Source organism: Kitasatospora sp. LaBMicrA B282 (genome assembly GCF_050325825.1).
GTDB lineage: Bacteria > Actinomycetota > Actinomycetes > Streptomycetales > Streptomycetaceae > Kitasatospora.
In genome coordinates this window covers 28,958-45,896 of record NZ_JBNQTI010000057.1, presented here as the reverse complement: position 1 = coordinate 45,896, position 16,939 = coordinate 28,958, and the positions used below count along the sequence as shown (strand labels likewise).

The window sequence follows — 16,939 nt, the reverse complement described above, 5'->3', positions numbered from 1 at the left end:
CGGCCGCCGGCCCGAGACCGGCCACGCCGGCCACCGGCAGCGGCGGCTCCCGGCGCTCCCAGCGCAGGGCGGTGCGGGCCGGCGCGGTCACCGGCGGACCGCGGTGACCAGCCGGGCCCGTATGCCGGCCAGGTGCTCGGGCAGGTTCTCGGCGTCGAAGGAGGCGTCCACCTCGCGCAGCGTGGCCTCCAGGCGCAGCCGCAGGTCGCGGCCGGCGGGAGCCGCCGCGCACTCGGCGAGCAGGGCGGCGCCGACCCGGGCGAGGCGCTCGCCGCGCGCCCGGACGCCGCGGGACAGCTCCTCGGCGGAGTACACCAGGCTGCAGTTGGCGGCCTCGCCCACCAGATCGGCCAGGGTCTCCCGGGCCAGCACCTGGGCGTCGGCGGTCGGCGCGATCAACGGCAGCACCCACAGGTCGCCGGCGGTCGCCGCGGTCCGCCCGTCCAGGGCCGCGGCAGCGGCGATCAGGCGCTGGGCCCGCACGGCGCGGCGGTCGCCGATCGGCACACCGGCGCCGCGCAGCCGCCGGACGGCGGTGGCGACCACGGGTGTGACCCCGCCGAGCTCACATCCGCGGGCGGCGGCGGCGAGGCGGTCGAGTTCGGCCAGCAGGCCGGCCTCGGCGGGCGGCTCGGGTGCGGGCCGGCGCCCGGCCTCCAACAGGTCCTCGAGCCGGTCGTCGGGGACGGGCTCGACGAAGAGCCGGGCCAGGAACCGGTCGGCGAAGGCCTCCAGCGCGGGGTCCTCGGGCAGGCCGTTGGCCGCGCCCACGCAGACCCGCAGCGGACTGGCGAAGACCGTCCGGCCGCGCCGGAAGACCCGCTCGTTCAACAGGCCGAGCAGGGTGTTGAGCACGGCGGTGGAGCCGAGGAAGACCTCGTCGAGGAAGGCGATCTCGGCCTCGGGCAGCATCCCGGCCGTCTCGAACTCGACCCGGCCCTCGCGCAGTTGCCGCAGGTCGACGGAGCCGAACAGCTCGTTGGGCTCGGTGAAGCGGCCGAGCAGGTACTCGAAGTACCGCCCGCCGAGCTGCGCGGCGACCCGCCGCACCACCTCGGACTTGGCGGTCCCGGGTGCGCCGACCACCAGCAGGTGCTCCCCCGCGACGGCGCACAGGGCGACCACCTCGGCGAGCACCTCGCGGTCCACCATCCCGGTGCCGGCGACGGCGACCGCCTCGCCGACCCGCTTCGCATCGGCCGCCAGGGCCGCGTCCCACTGCTCAGTCACAGGCACCGGAGTGTACGGCCGTGATCCACTCGAACGCCATTCGATTCGGGGGCGCGGTGCAGGTCACGGGTGGTCGAGCGGGCGGGCGGTCGGGCGGGCCGTCACCAGTCGTCGAGCACGTCGTGCAGGTGCTGGTCGTCGTCGGCGTGCTCCGCCTCGGCCCCGTCCGCGTGCTCGGGGTCGGCGTGGGCGTGGTCCGGGTGGTCGGCCTGGGCGTGATCCGGGTAGGCGTGGTCGGGGTGCGGGTGGGCGTGGTCGGCGTGCAGGACGTGCTCGCCGGCCAGGCCCAGCGTCACCGGCAGCCACGGCGACGGTGCGCCGCGCACGGCGGCGGCACCCCCCGGCGCCGCACCCTCGCGCCAGGGGAAGCCGCTGCTCGACAGCAGCACGACGAGGTACTCCGCCGCGTTGTGCACCGCGTAGTGCCGCCAGGCGTTCCTGGCGCCGCCCGGGCCGCGCCCGGCGTCCCAGGTCGCCTTCTGCTCGTCGGCGTGGTCCGAGATGCCGCGGATCACCAACAGGTCCGCGCCCGCGTTGCGGTGGGCCGCCAGGGCCGCGCCGCCGGCCTCCATGTCCAGCGCGACGAGCTTGCGGTTCCCCTGCCGGATCCACCGGGCGAAGGCGCCGGCCGCGACCACCACGTCACCGGTGGCCAGCGCTCCGACGTGGACCTGCGGCTCCGCGGGCCCCGCCGGGCCGCTGCCCGGCCGACGGGCGGCCGCGCGCTGCCGCCACCGCGTCAGCTCGGCCGCACCGGCGGGCAGCCAGCCGAAGTTGCGCACGTGGTCGATCAGCCGGGCGTCGGTGCGCCAGGACTCGCCGGCCCGCTCGACGGCGAGCGGCGCACCGGCCCCGGGGACCACCTTGGCCTGGCGCAGGTGCTCCTGGATCTGGTCGGCCACCACCACGTCGCCCAGCCGCACGGCGCCGTCCAGGCCCGCGCCGGTGCCGATCAGCACGACCAACGAGACGCCGAGCCGGTTGATCATCCGGTCCGCGGTCAGCGCGGCCGGGGCCTGGCCCATGTCCGACAGCACCCGGACGAACCCGCTCACCCCGCTCTGCGGCAGCCGGAAGCCGTGGTACTGCTCGCCGTCCACCAACTGCCCCGGGGCGGGCGGCAGCACGGCGCGGACGTACTCGAACTCCTCGCCCAGCGGCACGATCACCCCCACCCGGCGCGCCTTCCCGAACGGTTGCTGCCGCACTGCCCTCCCTCCGTCCTGCTCGGGACCGGCTGTCCTGCTCGGACCCGCCGGTCGTGCTCGGGACCGGCGGTCAGCCGATCCGGCCGCGCAGTGCCGCGGCGGCCTGCAGCACGTCCTCCGCGTCGCGCAGGCCCTGCTGGGCGTCGACCAGCCGGGCCTGCCGCTCCGCGGGGGTCAACCCGTCGGTCCGGCGCAGGTCCTCCTGGTCCTGCCGGACCTGCTCGGCCAGCTCGGTGAGCCCGGCCTCGATCAGGGTGGCGAGCTTCGCCTTCGTCTCCTCGGCGTTCTTCAACACGGCGGGGGCCGCCGTGTTGCGGATCTCGTCGCAGACGATCCGCAGCGTGTCCAGCGCCCCCTGCAGGGTGCGCTTCTGCTCTCGCGACCTGCGGTTGAACAGGTAGGTCGCCCCGGCACCGATCAGGAACGGGATCACGATCGGCGCGGCCACCACGGCGATCGCCGCGTTCGCCAGGGCCGTGACGCCGAGGCCGACGGCGCCGGCCGCGAGCACCCCGCCGCTCAGGGTGACCCGGAGCTCGTTGGGGTCACCCGGTCCGGCCATCGCCTCGAAGCCGTCGGGCAGCCGGCTGAACACCGCGCGGGTGGCGCCCAGGTGGCTCAGCGAGCCGTCCAACCGGTCGTCGACCAGCAACCGGCGGATCCGGGCGATGCCGTCGGTCACCGCGTCCGTGGCGAGCCGGCTGAGCTCGGCCAGCACGGCGTCGGGCAGCGCGAGCATGCCCTTGGTCTCCGCCACGATCTCCGCGGTCTTCAGGTCGCGCAGCCGGCTCCGGTAGTCGTCGTCGATCTCCTCGGCCCGCCTGCGGGCGTGCCTGGTCACCTCCGCGACGAGCTCGCGGTGCACCTCGTCCAGCACGCTGCGCCAGTGGGCGCCGTCGTCGGTGGTCCACTTCGCGACCCGCGCGGCCCGCTCGTCGAGCAGTTGCTGCCCGGCGGCGCTCCCGCTGAGCATCTCCACCCGGTCGCGCAGCCGGTTGCGGCACTCCCGGGCCACGGACTCGACCAGGCGCAGCAGGTTCCGGCGGTGCACGGCGTGGCCGCGGCCGACCACGTCGTTCAGCAGCTCCACCAACGTCGGGATGCCGGACTGCCGGTGGAGCTGCACGTTGACCGGGTCGGTGGGGTCGGCCGCGGCACGCAGCGCGTTCAGTGCGGAGACGGAGACGGACTTCGTCCGGGCGAAGTAGGCGGCCAGCTCGGCGGCCTCGGCCGGGTCGCCCAGCAGTTTCTCCCAGGCGTCGGCGGAGCGGAGCCTGTCCATGTCGTCGGCCAGGTGGCGGTCCGGGTCGGCCGCCAGGTCCCGCTGGGTCTGCACGATCAGGCAGGTGTCCAGGTGCTTGACGGCCTCGGCGAGGAACCGGCGCTCGGTGGCGCTGACCGGCTCGCCGGGCTTGAGGGTGAACAGCACGGCGTCCGCCTCGCCGAGCGCCGCCAGGGTCGCGTAGCGGTGGGCCGCGGCGAGGCCGCCGACGCCGGGGGTGTCGATGAGTTCGAGGCCGCCGGCCAGCACCGGCGCGTCGAGCCTGATCTCGACGGACGCCACCCGGGCCTGCGTGCCGTGGCGCCGGCGGACCAGCCGTTCGCCGCCCACGGTCAGGTAGGCGTCGAGGTCCGTCCGGTCCAGCAGGACCTGTTCGACCCCGGTGCCGGTGGCGACGTGGGCCCGGGCGGTCAGGCCGGTGCCGTGGCTCACCAGCGTCCAGGTCGCGGTGAGCGCGGCCGCCGCGTCGGGCAGCAGGGTGCGCCCGATCAGGGCGTTGATCAGGGTGGACTTCCCGCGCGAGACCTCGCCGACCACGACGGCGCGGACCGCCGGGGTGGTGCGGCGAACGGTCAGCCGGTCCAGGGTGGCCAGCGTGGGCGGGGCGACGACACCGTCGGCGAGCGAGCGGGTCCGCGTCACCAGGTAGGCGATCCGGTCGTCGAGCGGGTCGGGGGCGGGGGTGGGTCCAGGGGTGGGTCCAGGGGTGGGTGCGGTCGCGTTCACGACTCCTCCAGGGGTTCGAAGACGACGACGTGGGCGGGGCGCAGCAGCCGCCCCGCGGCGGCTGCGCCCGGTGCGCGCAGGTCGGCGACGGTGTCCCAGCGGCCGGGGTCCTCGGTGGGCCGGGCGGCGACCCACTCGTGTTCGCGCGGTTCGAAGGCGTCGCCGGGCCGGGGGCGGATCTCGGTCACGCCGGGGAGCAGCACGACGGCTTCGGCGAGGCGGCGGGCCAGCTCCGGGTTGCCGAGCAGGTCGGCCACGTCGAGCACCTCCCGGGCGGTGCGCAGGGCGTCCGCGGGGTCGGTGGGCGCGGGTGCGTCCGGCTCGGGTGCGTCCGGCGCGGCGGGTTGCTCGGTGGCAACGTCGGCCGGCTCGACGTCCGGCGCCGGTTGCTCGACGTCCGCCACCGCCGGAGCCGCCGGGGCCACCGGCACCGCCACCGGAAGCGCCCCCACCGCCTCCCGCCGCCCCCGGGCCAGGTACCCCGCCGCGTAGCCGAGCACGGCCCCGGCGGCGCACAACGCGATCTCCAACACGGCCTCTCCCTTCATCCGCTGCTCCTCAGTCCCTGCGCGCCCTGCCGCCCCGCGGTGGTGACGACGAGCTGCGCGACGTCGGCCGCCAGCACCCCGCGCACCCCGGATCCGGTCCGCCGCCGCCACCGCTCGACGAGCGCCGCCCGCGGTTCGGCGAGCACGTACGGCTCGCCGCGCAGCAGCGCGATCGCCCACGCCCGGTCGGCCGCCGGCACGCCGGCCAGCAGCGAGGTGTTCAGCAGCAGCGCGGCCCGGCGCCGCGGGAACCCGGTGAACTCCGGCTGCTGCCAGAGCAGGTCGAGCTGCTCGTGGATCACGGCCGCCCGCAGCGAGCCACGCCGCACGGCCCATCGCCGCAGCCGCTCGCTCGCCGTGGTCGCGGTCAACAGGTCGGCATCGTCGGCCAGTTCGGCCAGCACCTGGTCCAGCTGCGCGAGCCGGGAGACCCGTTCGCAGCAGGCCGTCAGCGAGGCCACGTCGAGCGCCGCACCGGACGGCAGTTCGGCGGCCAGCCAGCCGAGGCTCGGCAGCAGCGCCCGCAGTGGCGCCAACTGCGCGTCCGAACATCCGCGTTCGGCCCACGCCCGGCTCAGCTGGTCCCAGCCGTTCGCCGCGAACCGGCGCAGCTCGGGGTCCCCGACGATCACCCGGACCAGGTCCACGTGCTCCTGCCGCACCCGCCCGCACCGGGCCACCATCGCCAGCTGCTGGCTGACCGCGACCGGCCGCACGCCGGCCCGGCGGATCAGCAGCCGCCGCTCGGTCTTCGCGGCGGCCTCCTCGACGGTCTCCCGCCGCTCGGCCGACTCCTTGATCGCGGTCTCCGAGACGGTCTCCGCCTTGCCGCCGACCAGCACCACGTTGCCCAGGTCCCCCGGGCCCAGCGCCGCGAACTCGGCCAGCCGGCGGACGTCCTCGGCGGCCGGCTCCCCCACCACCAGGTAGACCAGCGCGGCCGCCGTGCCGCCGGCGTCGTCGTCCGGGTCCAGCAGCTTCAGCGTGGACCGCTCGGCCGCGGACTCGGTGTTGAGGCCGGGACTGTCGATCAGGACGAGCCGGTCGGCCAGCGGGAACCGGAGCTCGACCGCGCGGTGCCCGCCCGCGGGCCGCTGCCCGGCCAGCGCCGGATGGCGGTACCAGGTCACCTCGGCGGTGGTCTCCCGCCGGGCCACCGCGGCCGACTCCCGCCCCAGCAGGGCGTTGACGAGCGTCGACTTGCCGGCGGAGACGTAGCCGGCGACCATCACCCGCAGCGGCTGCCGGCACTGGGCGGCGACCTCGGCCAGGAACGCCTCGCCGCGCAGGTCCTCACGCGCCGCCAGTTGCTCGGCCAGGGTCGCCAGCAGCAGGCAGGCCGGGCCGGGGCGGTCGATCACGACCGGGCCTGCGCGAAGCCGAGGACCGACAGCCGGCCGTCCGCGTGGCGCGGGTAGGCCACTCCGGTCCGACCGTCGGCCAGCAACTCGACGGGCTCGGCGGCGTGCTCGGCGTCCTTCAGCGCCAGCTGCGCGCCGGTGCGCGCGTCCAGTGCGCGGTACACCCGCACCGCCGCGTCGTACGCGACCAGCACCGGCGCCCCGTCCAGCCGGACCACGGCCAGCGCCGGCGCGAGCAGGGCCGGATGCTCCCAGAGCGGGGTGAAGCGTCCGCCCGAGCAGTCGTGGCACTGCAGCCGGCGGCCGACGGCGGTGAGGACCAGCGCGTCCTGCGCCGCGAGCGCCACGGCCGACCGGGCGAGCCCGGGCAGCGCGAGCTCGTCCGTGGTCGCGCCGGTGTCCGCGTCGACCAGCGCGATCCGGTCCGCGCCCGCGGCCAGCAGGTGCTGCGGCGTGCCGAAGGCCAGCCGGTGGACCGCGAATCCGAGCCGCGCGGGTCGCCAGTCCGAGCTGACCAGCAGCACCGTGCCGGTGGCGTCGGCCCAGGCCACCCGTCGCCCGCGCGCGGCGACCGCCAGCACGGCGCCCGACGGCGGGGTGCGGTCGCGCCAGTGGACGCTGTGCGAGGTGAGCGGGCGCCGCTCGTCGAACTGCCAGACGCAGACGCTGCCGTCCAGCGCGACCGCGACCAGCCGGTCGCCGCACGGGTCGTAGCCGAGGCTCGCCACACCGCGCGGCCGGAACACCAGGCGGTCGTCGTAGTGGCCGCCCGCGCTGCGCCGGACCACGAACGCCGGGCCCGTACCGCCCGAGTGGAGTCCGGCGGGCTCCGAGGTGCTGAGCGCCAGCCCGCCCGGGACCGCGACGGGCTGCCCCACCCCCGGCGAGAGCGCCGCCCGCTCCAGCGTGACCGGCCGCCGGGCCCGGGCGGTGGCCTCGACCCACGGCTGCGGCAGCCGCGCGGCGCCGAGGGCGACCGCCGTGGTGGCGCTGCCCGGCAGGCCGATGGCGTCCCAGTCGAGGTACTCGACGCCGGCGGCAGCGGCCAGGTCGGTCAGCGCCTCGCGGACGCTGGGCAGCCGTGCCGCCCCACCGGAGACCACCATCGCCGCCGGCGGCGGGCCCGGGCGCTCGAGCGCCCGCCGCACCCGGCCCACGACCCGGTCGACCAGGTGCGCCGTGGCGTCCAGGTACTCGTCCCGGACCACCTCGACCGCGATCCCCTCGCCGTAGGCGAAGACCGCGCTGCCCTGCTCGGCGACCGCGCGCTTCACCCGTTCCGCCTCACGGGCCGCGAAGTGCGGCAGGGTGTCGCAGAACTCGGTGAACTCCGCCAGCAGCGCGGCGTCCTGCGGGTCGTCGGCGAGCGCGGCGGCCACCAGTTCCAGGACCTCGCGGTCGAAGTCGTCGCCGCCGAGGTAGTTGTCGCCGTCGCTGTATTCGACGTCGAGCCGGCCCGACCCGTCGGCCGCCAGCACCGCGAGGTCCAGCGTCGACGCCCCGAGGTCCACCACCAGCAGCGGGCCGGCCGGGCGCCGGGCGGCCCAGACGTGCCACCCCACCGCCTCCGCCTCGCTGACCAGGGCTGCCGGCCGCACCCCCGCCAGCGCGCAGGCCTCCAGCAGCGCCGCCCGCTGGGGCTCGCCCCAGCCGACGGGGTGGGTCAGCAGCAGCGGGACCGCCGTACCGCCGGTCTCGCGGAGGATCGCCTGCCAGGCGGAGCCGATCACCGCGGCCACGCAGCGCACCAGCGGGCGTTCGGTGCCCGCGTCGAACTCCACTTCCTGGTGCACCGGTTCGACCGCGTCGGGACGGTTGATCCGCCGTTTCAGGGCGCCCTGCAGGCGGTGCGGGCGGCGTTGCGCGCTGTTGAGCGCGGCCAGGCCGGAGAGCAACCGCCCGTCCCGGTGCAGGAAGACCGCGCTGGAGGTCTCCTCGGCGCCGTCGACGAGCACCGGTCTGGACCGCCCGCCCTCGTCCAGGACGGCGGCCTTGGTCGCCGAGGCTCCGAAATCGAGTGCTGCCTTCATCCCACACCCCCCGCTCACGCGGACCGACCGGGCCGGGGTTGTCAGGACCCGGCCATTTTGGTCAAGATGACAAGAACTCGCGCACTCAAGCTAGCCACGCGGGTGAGTTCTAGTCAAGATGACCAGAAGAGGGTTGCCACCATGCCGAGCAGAGGCCGTCACGGCACCGCGATCGCTGTCGACCTGGCGATCTTCACCGTGCAGGCGGACCGGTTGAACGTGCTGCTGGTCCGCCGCGGAACCGCGCCGTTCACCGGCCGACTCGCGCTGCCCGGCGGGTTCGTGGAGGACGACGAGGACCTGGACACCGCCGCCGCCCGCGAACTGACCGAGGAGACCGGGCTGGACGCCGCGACGCTGCACGTCGAGCAGCTCGCCACCTACGGCACCCCGGGGCGCGACCCGCGCGGGCGCGTCGTCACCGTCAGCTACGTCGCGCTGGTGCCCGACCTGCCGGTGCCGGTCTCCGGCGGCGACGCCTGCGCCGCGGCCTGGGTCCCGGTGCAGCAGGTGCTCCCGCCCGGGCCGGCCGGCACGGAGCTGGCCTTCGACCACGGCAGGATCCTGGCCGACGCGGTCGAGCGGGTGCGCGGCAAGCTGGAGTACACCGCGCTCGCCACGGCGTTCTGCCCGCCCGAGTTCACCGTCGCCCAACTCCGGCACGTCTACGAGATCGTCTGGGGGCGGCCGCTGGACCCGTCGAACTTCCACCGCAAGGTCACCAGGGTGCCCGGCCTGCTGGTGCCGACCGGCGGCCGGACCAACCGCGACGGCGGCCGGCCGGCCCGCCTCTACGCGCGCGGGCCGGCCACCACCCTGCATCCGGCCATCCTGCGGACGGACTGACGGTCCGCCGGCTCCGGGCGCGGGCGAGGGCGCGGGCGAGAACAGCCCGTCACGGCGTCAGCTTGGCCAGCAGCGCGTCCAGTTCGGTCAGCTCGGCCGCCGGCAGCTCGACCAGCGCCTGCGGCGGAGTGGCCAGGATCTCGTTCGCCAGCCGGGCCAGCTCGCGCCCCTGGTCGGTCACAGTGACCACCTTCGCCCGCCGGTCGTCCGGCGCGGTGGAGCGGACCACCAGGCCGCGCCGCTCCAACTCGTCCACGATCACCGTGGTGTACGGCTTGTCCACCAGCAACTCGGCCGCCAGCTCGGTCATCCGCATCGGCTGCCCGGCCAGCCGTCGCAGCGCCTTGATCCGGGCGAAGCTCAGCCCGGTGGCCTCCACCACCTCCCGGCGGCGGTTGTCGGACTCCAGGACGAGATGGGCCATCCGCTGGTAGATCCGGACGGCGGTGGCACGGTGGGCGTCGTCGTTCATGCGGTGTTGTTCGTGGTCCTGTTGACGGTGTCGTTCATGGTGTCGTTCATGGTGGGGGAGCTCGGCGTCCTGCGGTCCGTCGGTTCGAGGGTGGCGGCGACCGCGGTGGCGGTCTGCACCGCCCGCGCGCCGGTGGACAGGATACCGAGCACCACCACCAGCAGCCCGAAGCCCACGATCATCCACCAGCCGGTGTGACTGGCCGTCGCGAAACCGGACCGCAGCGACCCGTGCACCCGGGAGACCACCACCGAGACGATCACCGCGACCCCGAGCGACTGACCGGTCTGCCGGCTGGTCGAGGCGACGGCCGCCGCGACGCCGGCCTGACTGCGCGGCATGCCGGAGACGGCGGTGTAGGTGATCGGCGCGTTGATCATGCCGAAGCCGATCCCGAACACCACGTAGGCCGCCATCAGCTGCGCCACCGGCGTGCGGTCGGACAGGCCGCTGAGCAGCAGTCCGGCGACCGCCATCGCGGCCCCCGCCACCAGCAGCGGGGGCCGCGGGCCCCGGCCGCCGACCAGCCGGCCGGAGACCGGCGAGAGGACCATCGCCATCACGGCCATCGGCAGCACGTAGCAGCCCGCCTTCATCGCGCTGTACCCGAGCACGTCCTGCAGGTACAGGGTGTTGAGGAAGAGGAAGCCGGCCAGCGAGGCGAAGCCGCTCACCGCGATCACCGTGGCGGCCGAGAACGGCACGCTGCGGAAGAACCGCGGGTCGATCAGCGGCTCGGCGCAGCGCGACTCCCAGGCCACGAAGACCACCCCGGCCAGCGCGGCGACCAGGAACCCGGCGAGGGTCCGCGGCGCGGTCCAGCCCAGGTCGGGCGCCTCGATCAGGGTGAAGGTGAGCAGGCCGAGCAGCAGCACCATCAGCACCTGGCCCAGCGGGTCGGGGCGGCGCGGCCGGGCGGCCCGCGACTCGGGCACGAAGCGCTGGGCGAGGGCCATCGCGGCCAGGCCCACCGGGAGGTTGATCCAGAAGATCCCCCGCCAGCCGATGCTGCCGACCAGCAGGCCGCCGAAGACCGGCCCGAGCGCCATGCTCACCCCGGCCACCGCGCCCCAGACACCGATCGCCCGGGCCCGCTCACGCGGTTCGGTGAAGGTGTTGGTGATGATGCCCATCGCCACCGGGTTGAGCATCGAGCCGCCGGCGGCCTGCACCACCCGGGCCGCGACCAGCCAGCCGAGCCCGGGCGCCAGGCTGCAGAGCAGCGAACCCAGGGTGAAGAGCACCAGGCCGACCTGGAAGGTGCGCCGCCGCCCGAACCGGTCGCCGGTCGAGCCGGCGAGCAGCAGCAGGCTGGCGATCACCACGGTGTAGGCGCTGATCACCCACTGCAGGCCCGCCACGGAGGCGTTCAGGTCGTGCTGGATGGCGGGCAGCGCGACGTTGACGATGGTGTTGTCGATACCGACGACGAACAGACTCATGCAGCAGATCGCCAGGATCAGCGTCCGCCGCTGTGCACCGGGCTCCGGCACGGCCCCTCCCCCATTGGTTGTGCGGTAGTAATAGTTATGACTATACAACCACCTGGGGTGTAGGGACTCAGCCGCGGACCGCGGCGCTGACGATCAGGGCGGCGGCGCCGGCCAGGTACACCAGCGACCCCACCAGGACGCCGCGCAGGTTGGTCCGCGCGACCCGCTCCGCCGGCACCTCGGCGGCGGACCACCGCCAGAGCAGGGCGGTCATGCCGATGGCCACCATGACCCAGGCCATGGTGAGGATGTGCAGCTGGTCGATCAACGTGATCCCGCGCCCGGGTGCGATGGTGTCGGCGCGCTGCATGCTGACCAGGACGGCGAAGAGCGTGGCGCCCAGTGTCGCGAAGCGCGAAGAAAACCGGGAGGCGTCGGTGGCCCCGATGGCGAAGGTCAGCGAGACGACGAAGAAGATCAGCACGAGCGGCCCGACGGACCGCAGGAAGCCGAACCGGTCGGCCCGGGCCAGCCCGATCTCCAGCCGCATCCGGCTGTACTGGCTGTGGGCGCCGGGCGGGAGCGTGGGGTCGCCGTAGTTGGAGTTGAAGTCCTGCACCAGGCTGCCCACCGCGAAGTCCGTGACCCGCCAGCCCGGAACGCTGATGTCCTCGGCCGCCGAGGACGAGGCGGTGTCGGGGACGAAGCGGAAGTGCTGGGCGTCCTGCGGGGCGGTGAAGAGGATGACCAGCTTCTGGTGGTCGAACGGGTAGTCGTCCTCGTCGAAGTCCTGCCGGAACGTCCCGTCGAGCAGGCGCGAGTCGTACCAGAGGTTCGCCGAGAAGACCACCGAGGTGTCGCTGATCTTCGGTGCGGTGCTGTTGCTGAAGGAGGCGCTCGGCAGCGGGTCCAGGCCCTGGGTGGGACAGAGCGACCACAGCCACAGGCGCGCCGCGAAGGTGTTCGCGGCCGGCAGGACGTCGTAGACGTCGGTGAGACGCGCGCCGACCCGACAGGTCGGCACCGCGTCACCGGGCGGGCCGGCGGTGACTGCGGTGGCGTCGGCGTCGGCTGCTGTGACGGCGGCTGCGGTGGCCGTCGGCTGCAGCGCCAGGACCAGCGAGACGATCAGGACGCGCAACCACAGCCACCGCATGGGCACAGTCTGCCGTCAGGCGCCCACCCCGCCCCAGCGGATCGCCGCCGCGCCCGCGTAGTCACCGGCGTGGGCGAAGCCGCCCAGCACCACCAGGTCGCCGTCCTGCACCCGCCCCGCGCGCAGCGCCCGGTCCAGGGTGATCGGGATGGCGGCGCCGAAGAGGTTGCCGCAGCTGTCGAAGGTGTCGGGGTGCCGCTCGGGCGGCAGGCCCAGGGAGTGGCGCCAGTTGTGCAGGAAGGTGCGGTTGGGCTGGTTGGTGACCAGCAGGTCGATCTCCTCGGTGCGGACCGCGAGCCGCTCGCAGACCTCGGTGACCACCTCGGGCACCAGGCGGTTCCCGCGCTCCAGGACCGTGCTGACGCTCTCCTCGCTGAAGCCGATCCGCAGTTGGGAGCTGCCCGGCTCCCAGTAGCGGCGCCCGTCGTCCAGCACCGCGGCCATGTCGCCGCCGTACGCGCCGATGTGACGGGTGGCCAGCCCCAGGACGGGCGAGGCCGCCGAGGTGGTGACGTAGCCGACGCCGCAACCGTCGCCGGGGATCGCCGCCTGGGCCAGGCGCCGCACCTCGGACTGGGTGAAGAGCTGGCCGGCGGCCGTCTGCGCGTTGCAGATCAGCGCCGACCTGGCCTCGGTGGTGCGCAGGATCTGCCGGGCCAGCTCCAGCATGTGCACGAAGGAGGCGCAGCCCGCGTTGGCGACGTCGATCAGCCAGGACGGCTTCAGGCCGAGTCGGCGGGCGACCTCGGTGCCGGCTCCCACGAACGGGGTGTCGGGCAGCTGGCTGTGCATCAGCAGCACGTCCACGGAGCGGATCTCGGCCCGGCCGTGCCGCTCGATCAGCGGCTGCACCGCCCGCTCCACCAGGTCCACGTTGCTCTCGCCCCGCACGTGGTGCCGCAGCGGCGGGACCCGGAACATCGGGCTGTCCCTGAGCCGGTCCTCCGCGCCCGGGGCCTCGGTGTAGAAGGTGGCGGGTACCGGCTCGCCGGGCAGGTGGCCGGAGACGTCGACGAGGCTGACGGTCTTCACTTCGCCGCCCGCCGCGGCGGGACGCCGATCGGCAGGCCGCCGTGGTGGCGGTGCTCCAGGATCGCCTTGAGGTTGGCCATCTCCACCGTGTGGCCGGCGTAGAACAGGTCCCAGTAGGCGCCCACCCAGGAGCGGTCCGGGCGCGGGGCGAGGTCGGGGCGGGGGTTGGCGTCGTAGTTCGGGTGCCGGCAGTTCGTCCAGGTGATCACCGAGCCGGGCCGGCCCAGCACCAGCTCGGCGGGCACCACCCGCATCAGGTAGATCATCCAGAGCTGCTCGCCCTGGTCCCAGGCGCAGTGGAAGTCCACGGTCCTGGCCTCGGCGTTGGTCTCGACCCGGCAGAAGATCCGGGTGCCCGCCTCCAGCAGGTCGTCCCCGACCCAGAGGCCGGGGGTGCCGGCGGGCTCGAAGTTCCGCAGGCTGAAGGTCCACTCCTCCAGGTGGTGGCCCTGGCGCAGGTAGTCGTAGGCCTCGTCCGGCGGGCAGTCGACGTACTCGTGGATCGTGCAGTACTGCCCGTAGACCTCCTGGTGCGGGTAGGCCGGGCGGGTGAGGTCCGCGCAGCGGGCCGCCACCTCGGCCGGGGAGGTGTTCTCCACCGTGGTCAGCCCGGGAACTCCGGTCGGGTGGGACGGCTCAGCCGACGTGGACGGTGCAACGCTCATCGATGGTCTCCTCGGATTCGGCCGGCACCCGGCCGGCGGCGGTCAGGAAGGGCAGGAAGGGGGGTATCTCGGCGGGGTCCAGGTCGACCGCCACCAGGGCCGGTCCGCTGCCCGCGTTGCTGCGCAGCAGCGCCCGGCGCAGCTGCCCGGCGGTCTCGGCCCGGGTGACGTCCAGGGTGGGGAACAGGCCCGCCGCGCCCGCCGCGATGTCGGCGGGGCGGAACAGGTTGCCGGGGTGCGGGGCGCCCTGGAACAGCTGCTCGCGGGTGGCGCACATGGCGTGGGCGTTGTTGTTGAGGATCACGAAGGTGACCGGCGCGGCGTACTCGAGGGCGGTGTGCACCTCCATGCCGTGCATGAAGAACGAGCCGTCACCCGCCAGCACGTAGCTGCGCCGTCCGGTGGCGAGCGCCGCCCCGATGCCGGCGCCGAAGGTGTACCCCATGCCGCCCATGCCGACGGCGACCACGAACCGTCCGCGCCGCGGGGCCGGCAGGCGGTGGATCGCACTGGCGCCGGCGTTGCCGGCGTCCACGAAGACGTGGGCGTCCGGGGGCAGCGCGTCCGCCACCGCCGCCACCGCCGCGGCGTGACCGAGGCCGGCGCCGCCGGGCGGGGTCGCCAGCGGGACCGGTCCGGCGTGCGCGGGGGCCGGGCGGCCGCCGGGTGCGAGCCGGGCGGTCAGTCGGCGCAGGGTGTCGCGCAGGTCGCCGGCGAGGTGCAACCCGGGGTCGACGGGCACGAACGGCGGCTCGGGATCGAGGCAGATCACGGGTGTGTCGGCCAACTCCCGCTCCAGGCCGCCGCGGGCCAGCACCGGTAGCCGGGTGCCGACCAGCAGGCAGAGCCCGGCCCGCCGCAGACAGTCCAGCACGTTCGGGTGTCCCATCACTCCGGCCACCCCGGCGAACTGCCCGTCGGTGTTGTCGAAGACGTCCTTGGCGTCCGGCACGACGGCCACCCAGGCCCCCGACCGCCGGGCCAGCTCGGCCAGTTCGGCCTTGGCACCGGCCATCGCGACGCCCTCGCCGGCGATGATCAGCACCGGCCCGTCCTCCCGCAGCCGCTGCGCCGCGCGGTCCAGCTGCGGCGCCGGCGTCCGCGGCGCGACCGACGCGACCGGCCGGGCGGTCGGCGTCGGGCGAGGGGGTGTCAGGGTGGCCTGCTGGACGTCCTTGGGCAGCAGCAGGACGGCGGGGCCGCGCGGGTGCGTGGTGGCCGCCGCCATCGCCTGAGCCAGCAGCCGCGGCAGCTGCTCGGCCGTCTCGACCCGGGCGCAGAACCGGCTGACCGACCCGAACAGGGCACGGGCGTCGAGGGATCCGGCCCGTCCGCTGGAGTCCTGGAAGGCGCCGAGCCCGTCCAGCGTGGTGGGCGGCTGCCCGACCAGGGCGAGCAGCGGCACCCGGGAGGCGTGGGCCTCCGCCAGCCCGGACAGCAGGTTCGTCGCGCCGCCGCCGGAGGTGGCCGCGACCACCCCGAGCCGCCCGGTGGCGCGGGTGTGTCCGTCCGCCATGGTGACCGCGGAGAACTCGTGCTTGGCGATCACGGTGCGCACCGCGCCGTCGGTGGCGTTCAGGGCGTCGTACAGGTCCTCGATGTTCGCGCCGCCGATGCCGAACACCTGCCGGACGCCGGCCGCGGCCAGCACGGCCGCCACGTGGTCGACGGCCCGCACGGCGGTGGCCGCGGGAGCCTGGGCAGGGGCTGGCGCCGGGACAGCGGCGGGGGTGCGGGCGGGGGCGACCGGCTGCGGGGTCGTCCGGAGGTCGGTGGTCACGGAGTGGCACTCCTCTCGACCGGCGCCGCCTGCAGGACCAGGCCGGCCGGCGCCAGGGCCTGGAAGCGGCGGCGGTACTCGTTCGGGGTGAGTTCCAGCGTGCGGCCGAAGGAACGGAAGAAGGTCTCGGTCGAGGCGAAGCCGCAGCGCCCGGCGATCTGACCCACCGGCAACTTGGTGGACTCCAGCAGCTTGCGGGCCCGGGCGATGCGCATCTGCTCGATGTACTGGGCCGGCGGCGTGCCCACCTCGCGCCGGAACACCCGGGCGAAGTTGCGCACGCTCATGTTGGCGCGCTCGGCCATCTCGGGGACGGGCAGCGGCTGTTCGAGGTTCTCCAGGATCCACTCCTGGGCGGCCCGGATCGGCGGCCGGTCGGCGAGCTGGGCGTCCAGGATGGTGCTGAACTGCGACTGGCCGCCGTTCCGCTTGAAGAAGAGCACCAGGTAGCGGGCCACTTCGAGCGCGTAGGCCGCGCCATGGTCGGCCTCCACCAGGGCCAGGGCCAGGTCGATCCCGGTGGAGACCCCGGCCGAGGTCACGAAGTTGCCGTCCCAGACGAAGATCGGCTCCGGCTCGACCGTCACCTGCGGGTAGCGGCGGGCCAGTTCCTCGCAGTACGCCCAGTGGGTGGTGGCCCGGCGCCCGTCGAGCAGGCCGGCCTCGGCGAGCAGGAAGGCGCCGCCGCAGACCGACACCACCCGACGCGAACGCGCGGCCGCCCGCCGGATCCAGCACACCAGGTCCCGGTCGGCCAGCGCCTCGTAGAGACTCCAACCGCCCGGGACCAGCAGCGTGTCGATCGGCCCCTCGGCCGCCGCCAGCGGCGCCGCCTCGATCACCATGCCCGAACTGGTCCGCACCCGCGGCGCGTCCGCCGAGACGAACTCGACCCGGTAGCCGTCCTGGTCACCCGGCCGCTGCCGGTCGGCGGTGTCGAACACCTCGATCGGCCCGGCGATGTCCAGGGCCTGGGCACCGGGGTAGACCACCACAACAACTCGTCGCTGAGACACCGTCACAGCCTGTGTCCGAACCGTTGGCGGCGGCAATGACGGGTTCCTGACGAATTCGGCCATCAGGGCCGGCCATCACCCCGCCGAGCAGGGGTGATGACAGGGTGTCACGATCCGGTGTGAGGCGAGTCATACTCGCCGGTAGGGTGCTGGA

14 protein-coding genes are annotated in these 16,939 nt (G+C 74.9%); 1 reads left to right on the top strand and 13 read right to left on the bottom strand.

Annotated features, from left to right (window positions below; translation table 11 throughout):
* Positions 1-87 precede the first annotated feature (87 nt).
* From ACQRUO_RS18040 to ACQRUO_RS18015, 6 genes are all read right to left on the bottom strand, one after another.
* On the bottom strand, positions 88-1,230 hold the full coding sequence (locus ACQRUO_RS18040; protein ID WP_428316970.1) for an AAA family ATPase: 1,143 nt from the start codon (positions 1,228-1,230) through the stop codon (positions 88-90).
* Positions 1,231-1,331: 101 nt separating this feature from the next.
* Positions 1,332-2,438, bottom strand: coding sequence for a hypothetical protein (locus ACQRUO_RS18035; protein ID WP_428316969.1), 1,107 nt, complete (start codon positions 2,436-2,438; stop codon positions 1,332-1,334).
* Between the two features lie 70 nt (positions 2,439-2,508).
* The gene (locus ACQRUO_RS18030) at positions 2,509-4,446 is read right to left on the bottom strand and encodes a dynamin family protein (protein WP_428316968.1); all 1,938 of its coding nucleotides are present in this window, start codon (positions 4,444-4,446) and stop codon (positions 2,509-2,511) included.
* Positions 4,443-4,994 (bottom strand): nucleotide exchange factor GrpE, encoded by a 552-nt coding sequence (gene grpE, locus ACQRUO_RS18025; protein WP_428316967.1) that lies wholly within the window; start codon positions 4,992-4,994, stop codon positions 4,443-4,445. The genes ACQRUO_RS18030 and grpE overlap by 4 nt, the downstream gene beginning before the upstream one ends.
* A complete protein-coding gene (locus tag ACQRUO_RS18020) occupies positions 4,991-6,355 on the bottom strand; it encodes a GTPase (RefSeq protein WP_428316966.1) in 1,365 nt (454 codons plus the stop codon). Before ACQRUO_RS18020 ends, grpE begins: the two co-directional genes overlap by 4 nt.
* Positions 6,352-8,385, bottom strand: coding sequence for an Hsp70 family protein (locus ACQRUO_RS18015; RefSeq protein WP_428316965.1), 2,034 nt, complete (start codon positions 8,383-8,385; stop codon positions 6,352-6,354). Before ACQRUO_RS18015 ends, ACQRUO_RS18020 begins: the two co-directional genes overlap by 4 nt.
* A gap of 141 nt (positions 8,386-8,526) precedes the next feature.
* Here ACQRUO_RS18015 and ACQRUO_RS18010 point away from each other — a divergent pair, with 141 nt between their 5' ends.
* The gene (locus ACQRUO_RS18010) at positions 8,527-9,231 is read left to right on the top strand and encodes an NUDIX hydrolase (protein ID WP_428316964.1); all 705 of its coding nucleotides are present in this window, start codon (positions 8,527-8,529) and stop codon (positions 9,229-9,231) included.
* 49 nt (positions 9,232-9,280) lie between these two features.
* Here the strand turns inward: ACQRUO_RS18010 and ACQRUO_RS18005 are convergent, their stop codons facing one another.
* From ACQRUO_RS18005 to ACQRUO_RS17975, 7 genes are all read right to left on the bottom strand, one after another.
* Positions 9,281-9,703 (bottom strand): MarR family winged helix-turn-helix transcriptional regulator, encoded by a 423-nt coding sequence (locus ACQRUO_RS18005; RefSeq protein WP_428316963.1) that lies wholly within the window; start codon positions 9,701-9,703, stop codon positions 9,281-9,283.
* Positions 9,700-11,196 (bottom strand): MFS transporter, encoded by a 1,497-nt coding sequence (locus tag ACQRUO_RS18000; RefSeq protein ID WP_428316962.1) that lies wholly within the window; start codon positions 11,194-11,196, stop codon positions 9,700-9,702. The genes ACQRUO_RS18005 and ACQRUO_RS18000 overlap by 4 nt, the downstream gene beginning before the upstream one ends.
* A 67-nt stretch (positions 11,197-11,263) precedes the next feature.
* A complete protein-coding gene (locus tag ACQRUO_RS17995; protein WP_428316961.1) occupies positions 11,264-12,292 on the bottom strand; it encodes a hypothetical protein in 1,029 nt (342 codons plus the stop codon).
* Positions 12,293-12,307: 15 nt separating this feature from the next.
* On the bottom strand, positions 12,308-13,324 hold the full coding sequence (locus tag ACQRUO_RS17990) for a 3-oxoacyl-ACP synthase III family protein (RefSeq protein ID WP_428316960.1): 1,017 nt from the start codon (positions 13,322-13,324) through the stop codon (positions 12,308-12,310).
* A complete protein-coding gene (locus ACQRUO_RS17985; protein WP_428316959.1) occupies positions 13,321-13,989 on the bottom strand; it encodes an SRPBCC family protein in 669 nt (222 codons plus the stop codon). The genes ACQRUO_RS17990 and ACQRUO_RS17985 overlap by 4 nt, the downstream gene beginning before the upstream one ends.
* The gene (locus ACQRUO_RS17980) at positions 13,961-15,769 is read right to left on the bottom strand and encodes a thiamine pyrophosphate-binding protein (protein ID WP_428316958.1); all 1,809 of its coding nucleotides are present in this window, start codon (positions 15,767-15,769) and stop codon (positions 13,961-13,963) included. The genes ACQRUO_RS17985 and ACQRUO_RS17980 overlap by 29 nt, the downstream gene beginning before the upstream one ends.
* Positions 15,766-16,785 carry a GlxA family transcriptional regulator gene (locus tag ACQRUO_RS17975; protein WP_428316957.1) on the bottom strand — a complete coding sequence of 340 codons (1,020 nt, stop codon included), beginning with the start codon at positions 16,783-16,785 and terminating at the stop codon, positions 15,766-15,768. The genes ACQRUO_RS17980 and ACQRUO_RS17975 overlap by 4 nt, the downstream gene beginning before the upstream one ends.
* Positions 16,786-16,939: the final 154 nt, after the last annotated feature.

Excerpts from the sequence above, each read along its gene's own strand:
- grpE (WP_428316967.1), bottom strand. The coding sequence starts at position 4,994 with ATGAAGGGAGAGGCCGTGTTGGAGATCGCGTTGTGCGCCGCCGGGGCC.
- ACQRUO_RS18015 (WP_428316965.1), bottom strand. The coding sequence starts at position 8,385 with ATGAAGGCAGCACTCGATTTCGGAGCCTCGGCGACCAAGGCCGCCGTC.
- ACQRUO_RS18010 (WP_428316964.1), top strand. The coding sequence starts at position 8,527 with ATGCCGAGCAGAGGCCGTCACGGCACCGCGATCGCTGTCGACCTGGCG.
- ACQRUO_RS18005 (WP_428316963.1), bottom strand. The coding sequence starts at position 9,703 with ATGAACGACGACGCCCACCGTGCCACCGCCGTCCGGATCTACCAGCGG.
- ACQRUO_RS17995 (WP_428316961.1), bottom strand. The coding sequence starts at position 12,292 with ATGCGGTGGCTGTGGTTGCGCGTCCTGATCGTCTCGCTGGTCCTGGCG.
- ACQRUO_RS17985 (WP_428316959.1), bottom strand. The coding sequence starts at position 13,989 with ATGAGCGTTGCACCGTCCACGTCGGCTGAGCCGTCCCACCCGACCGGA.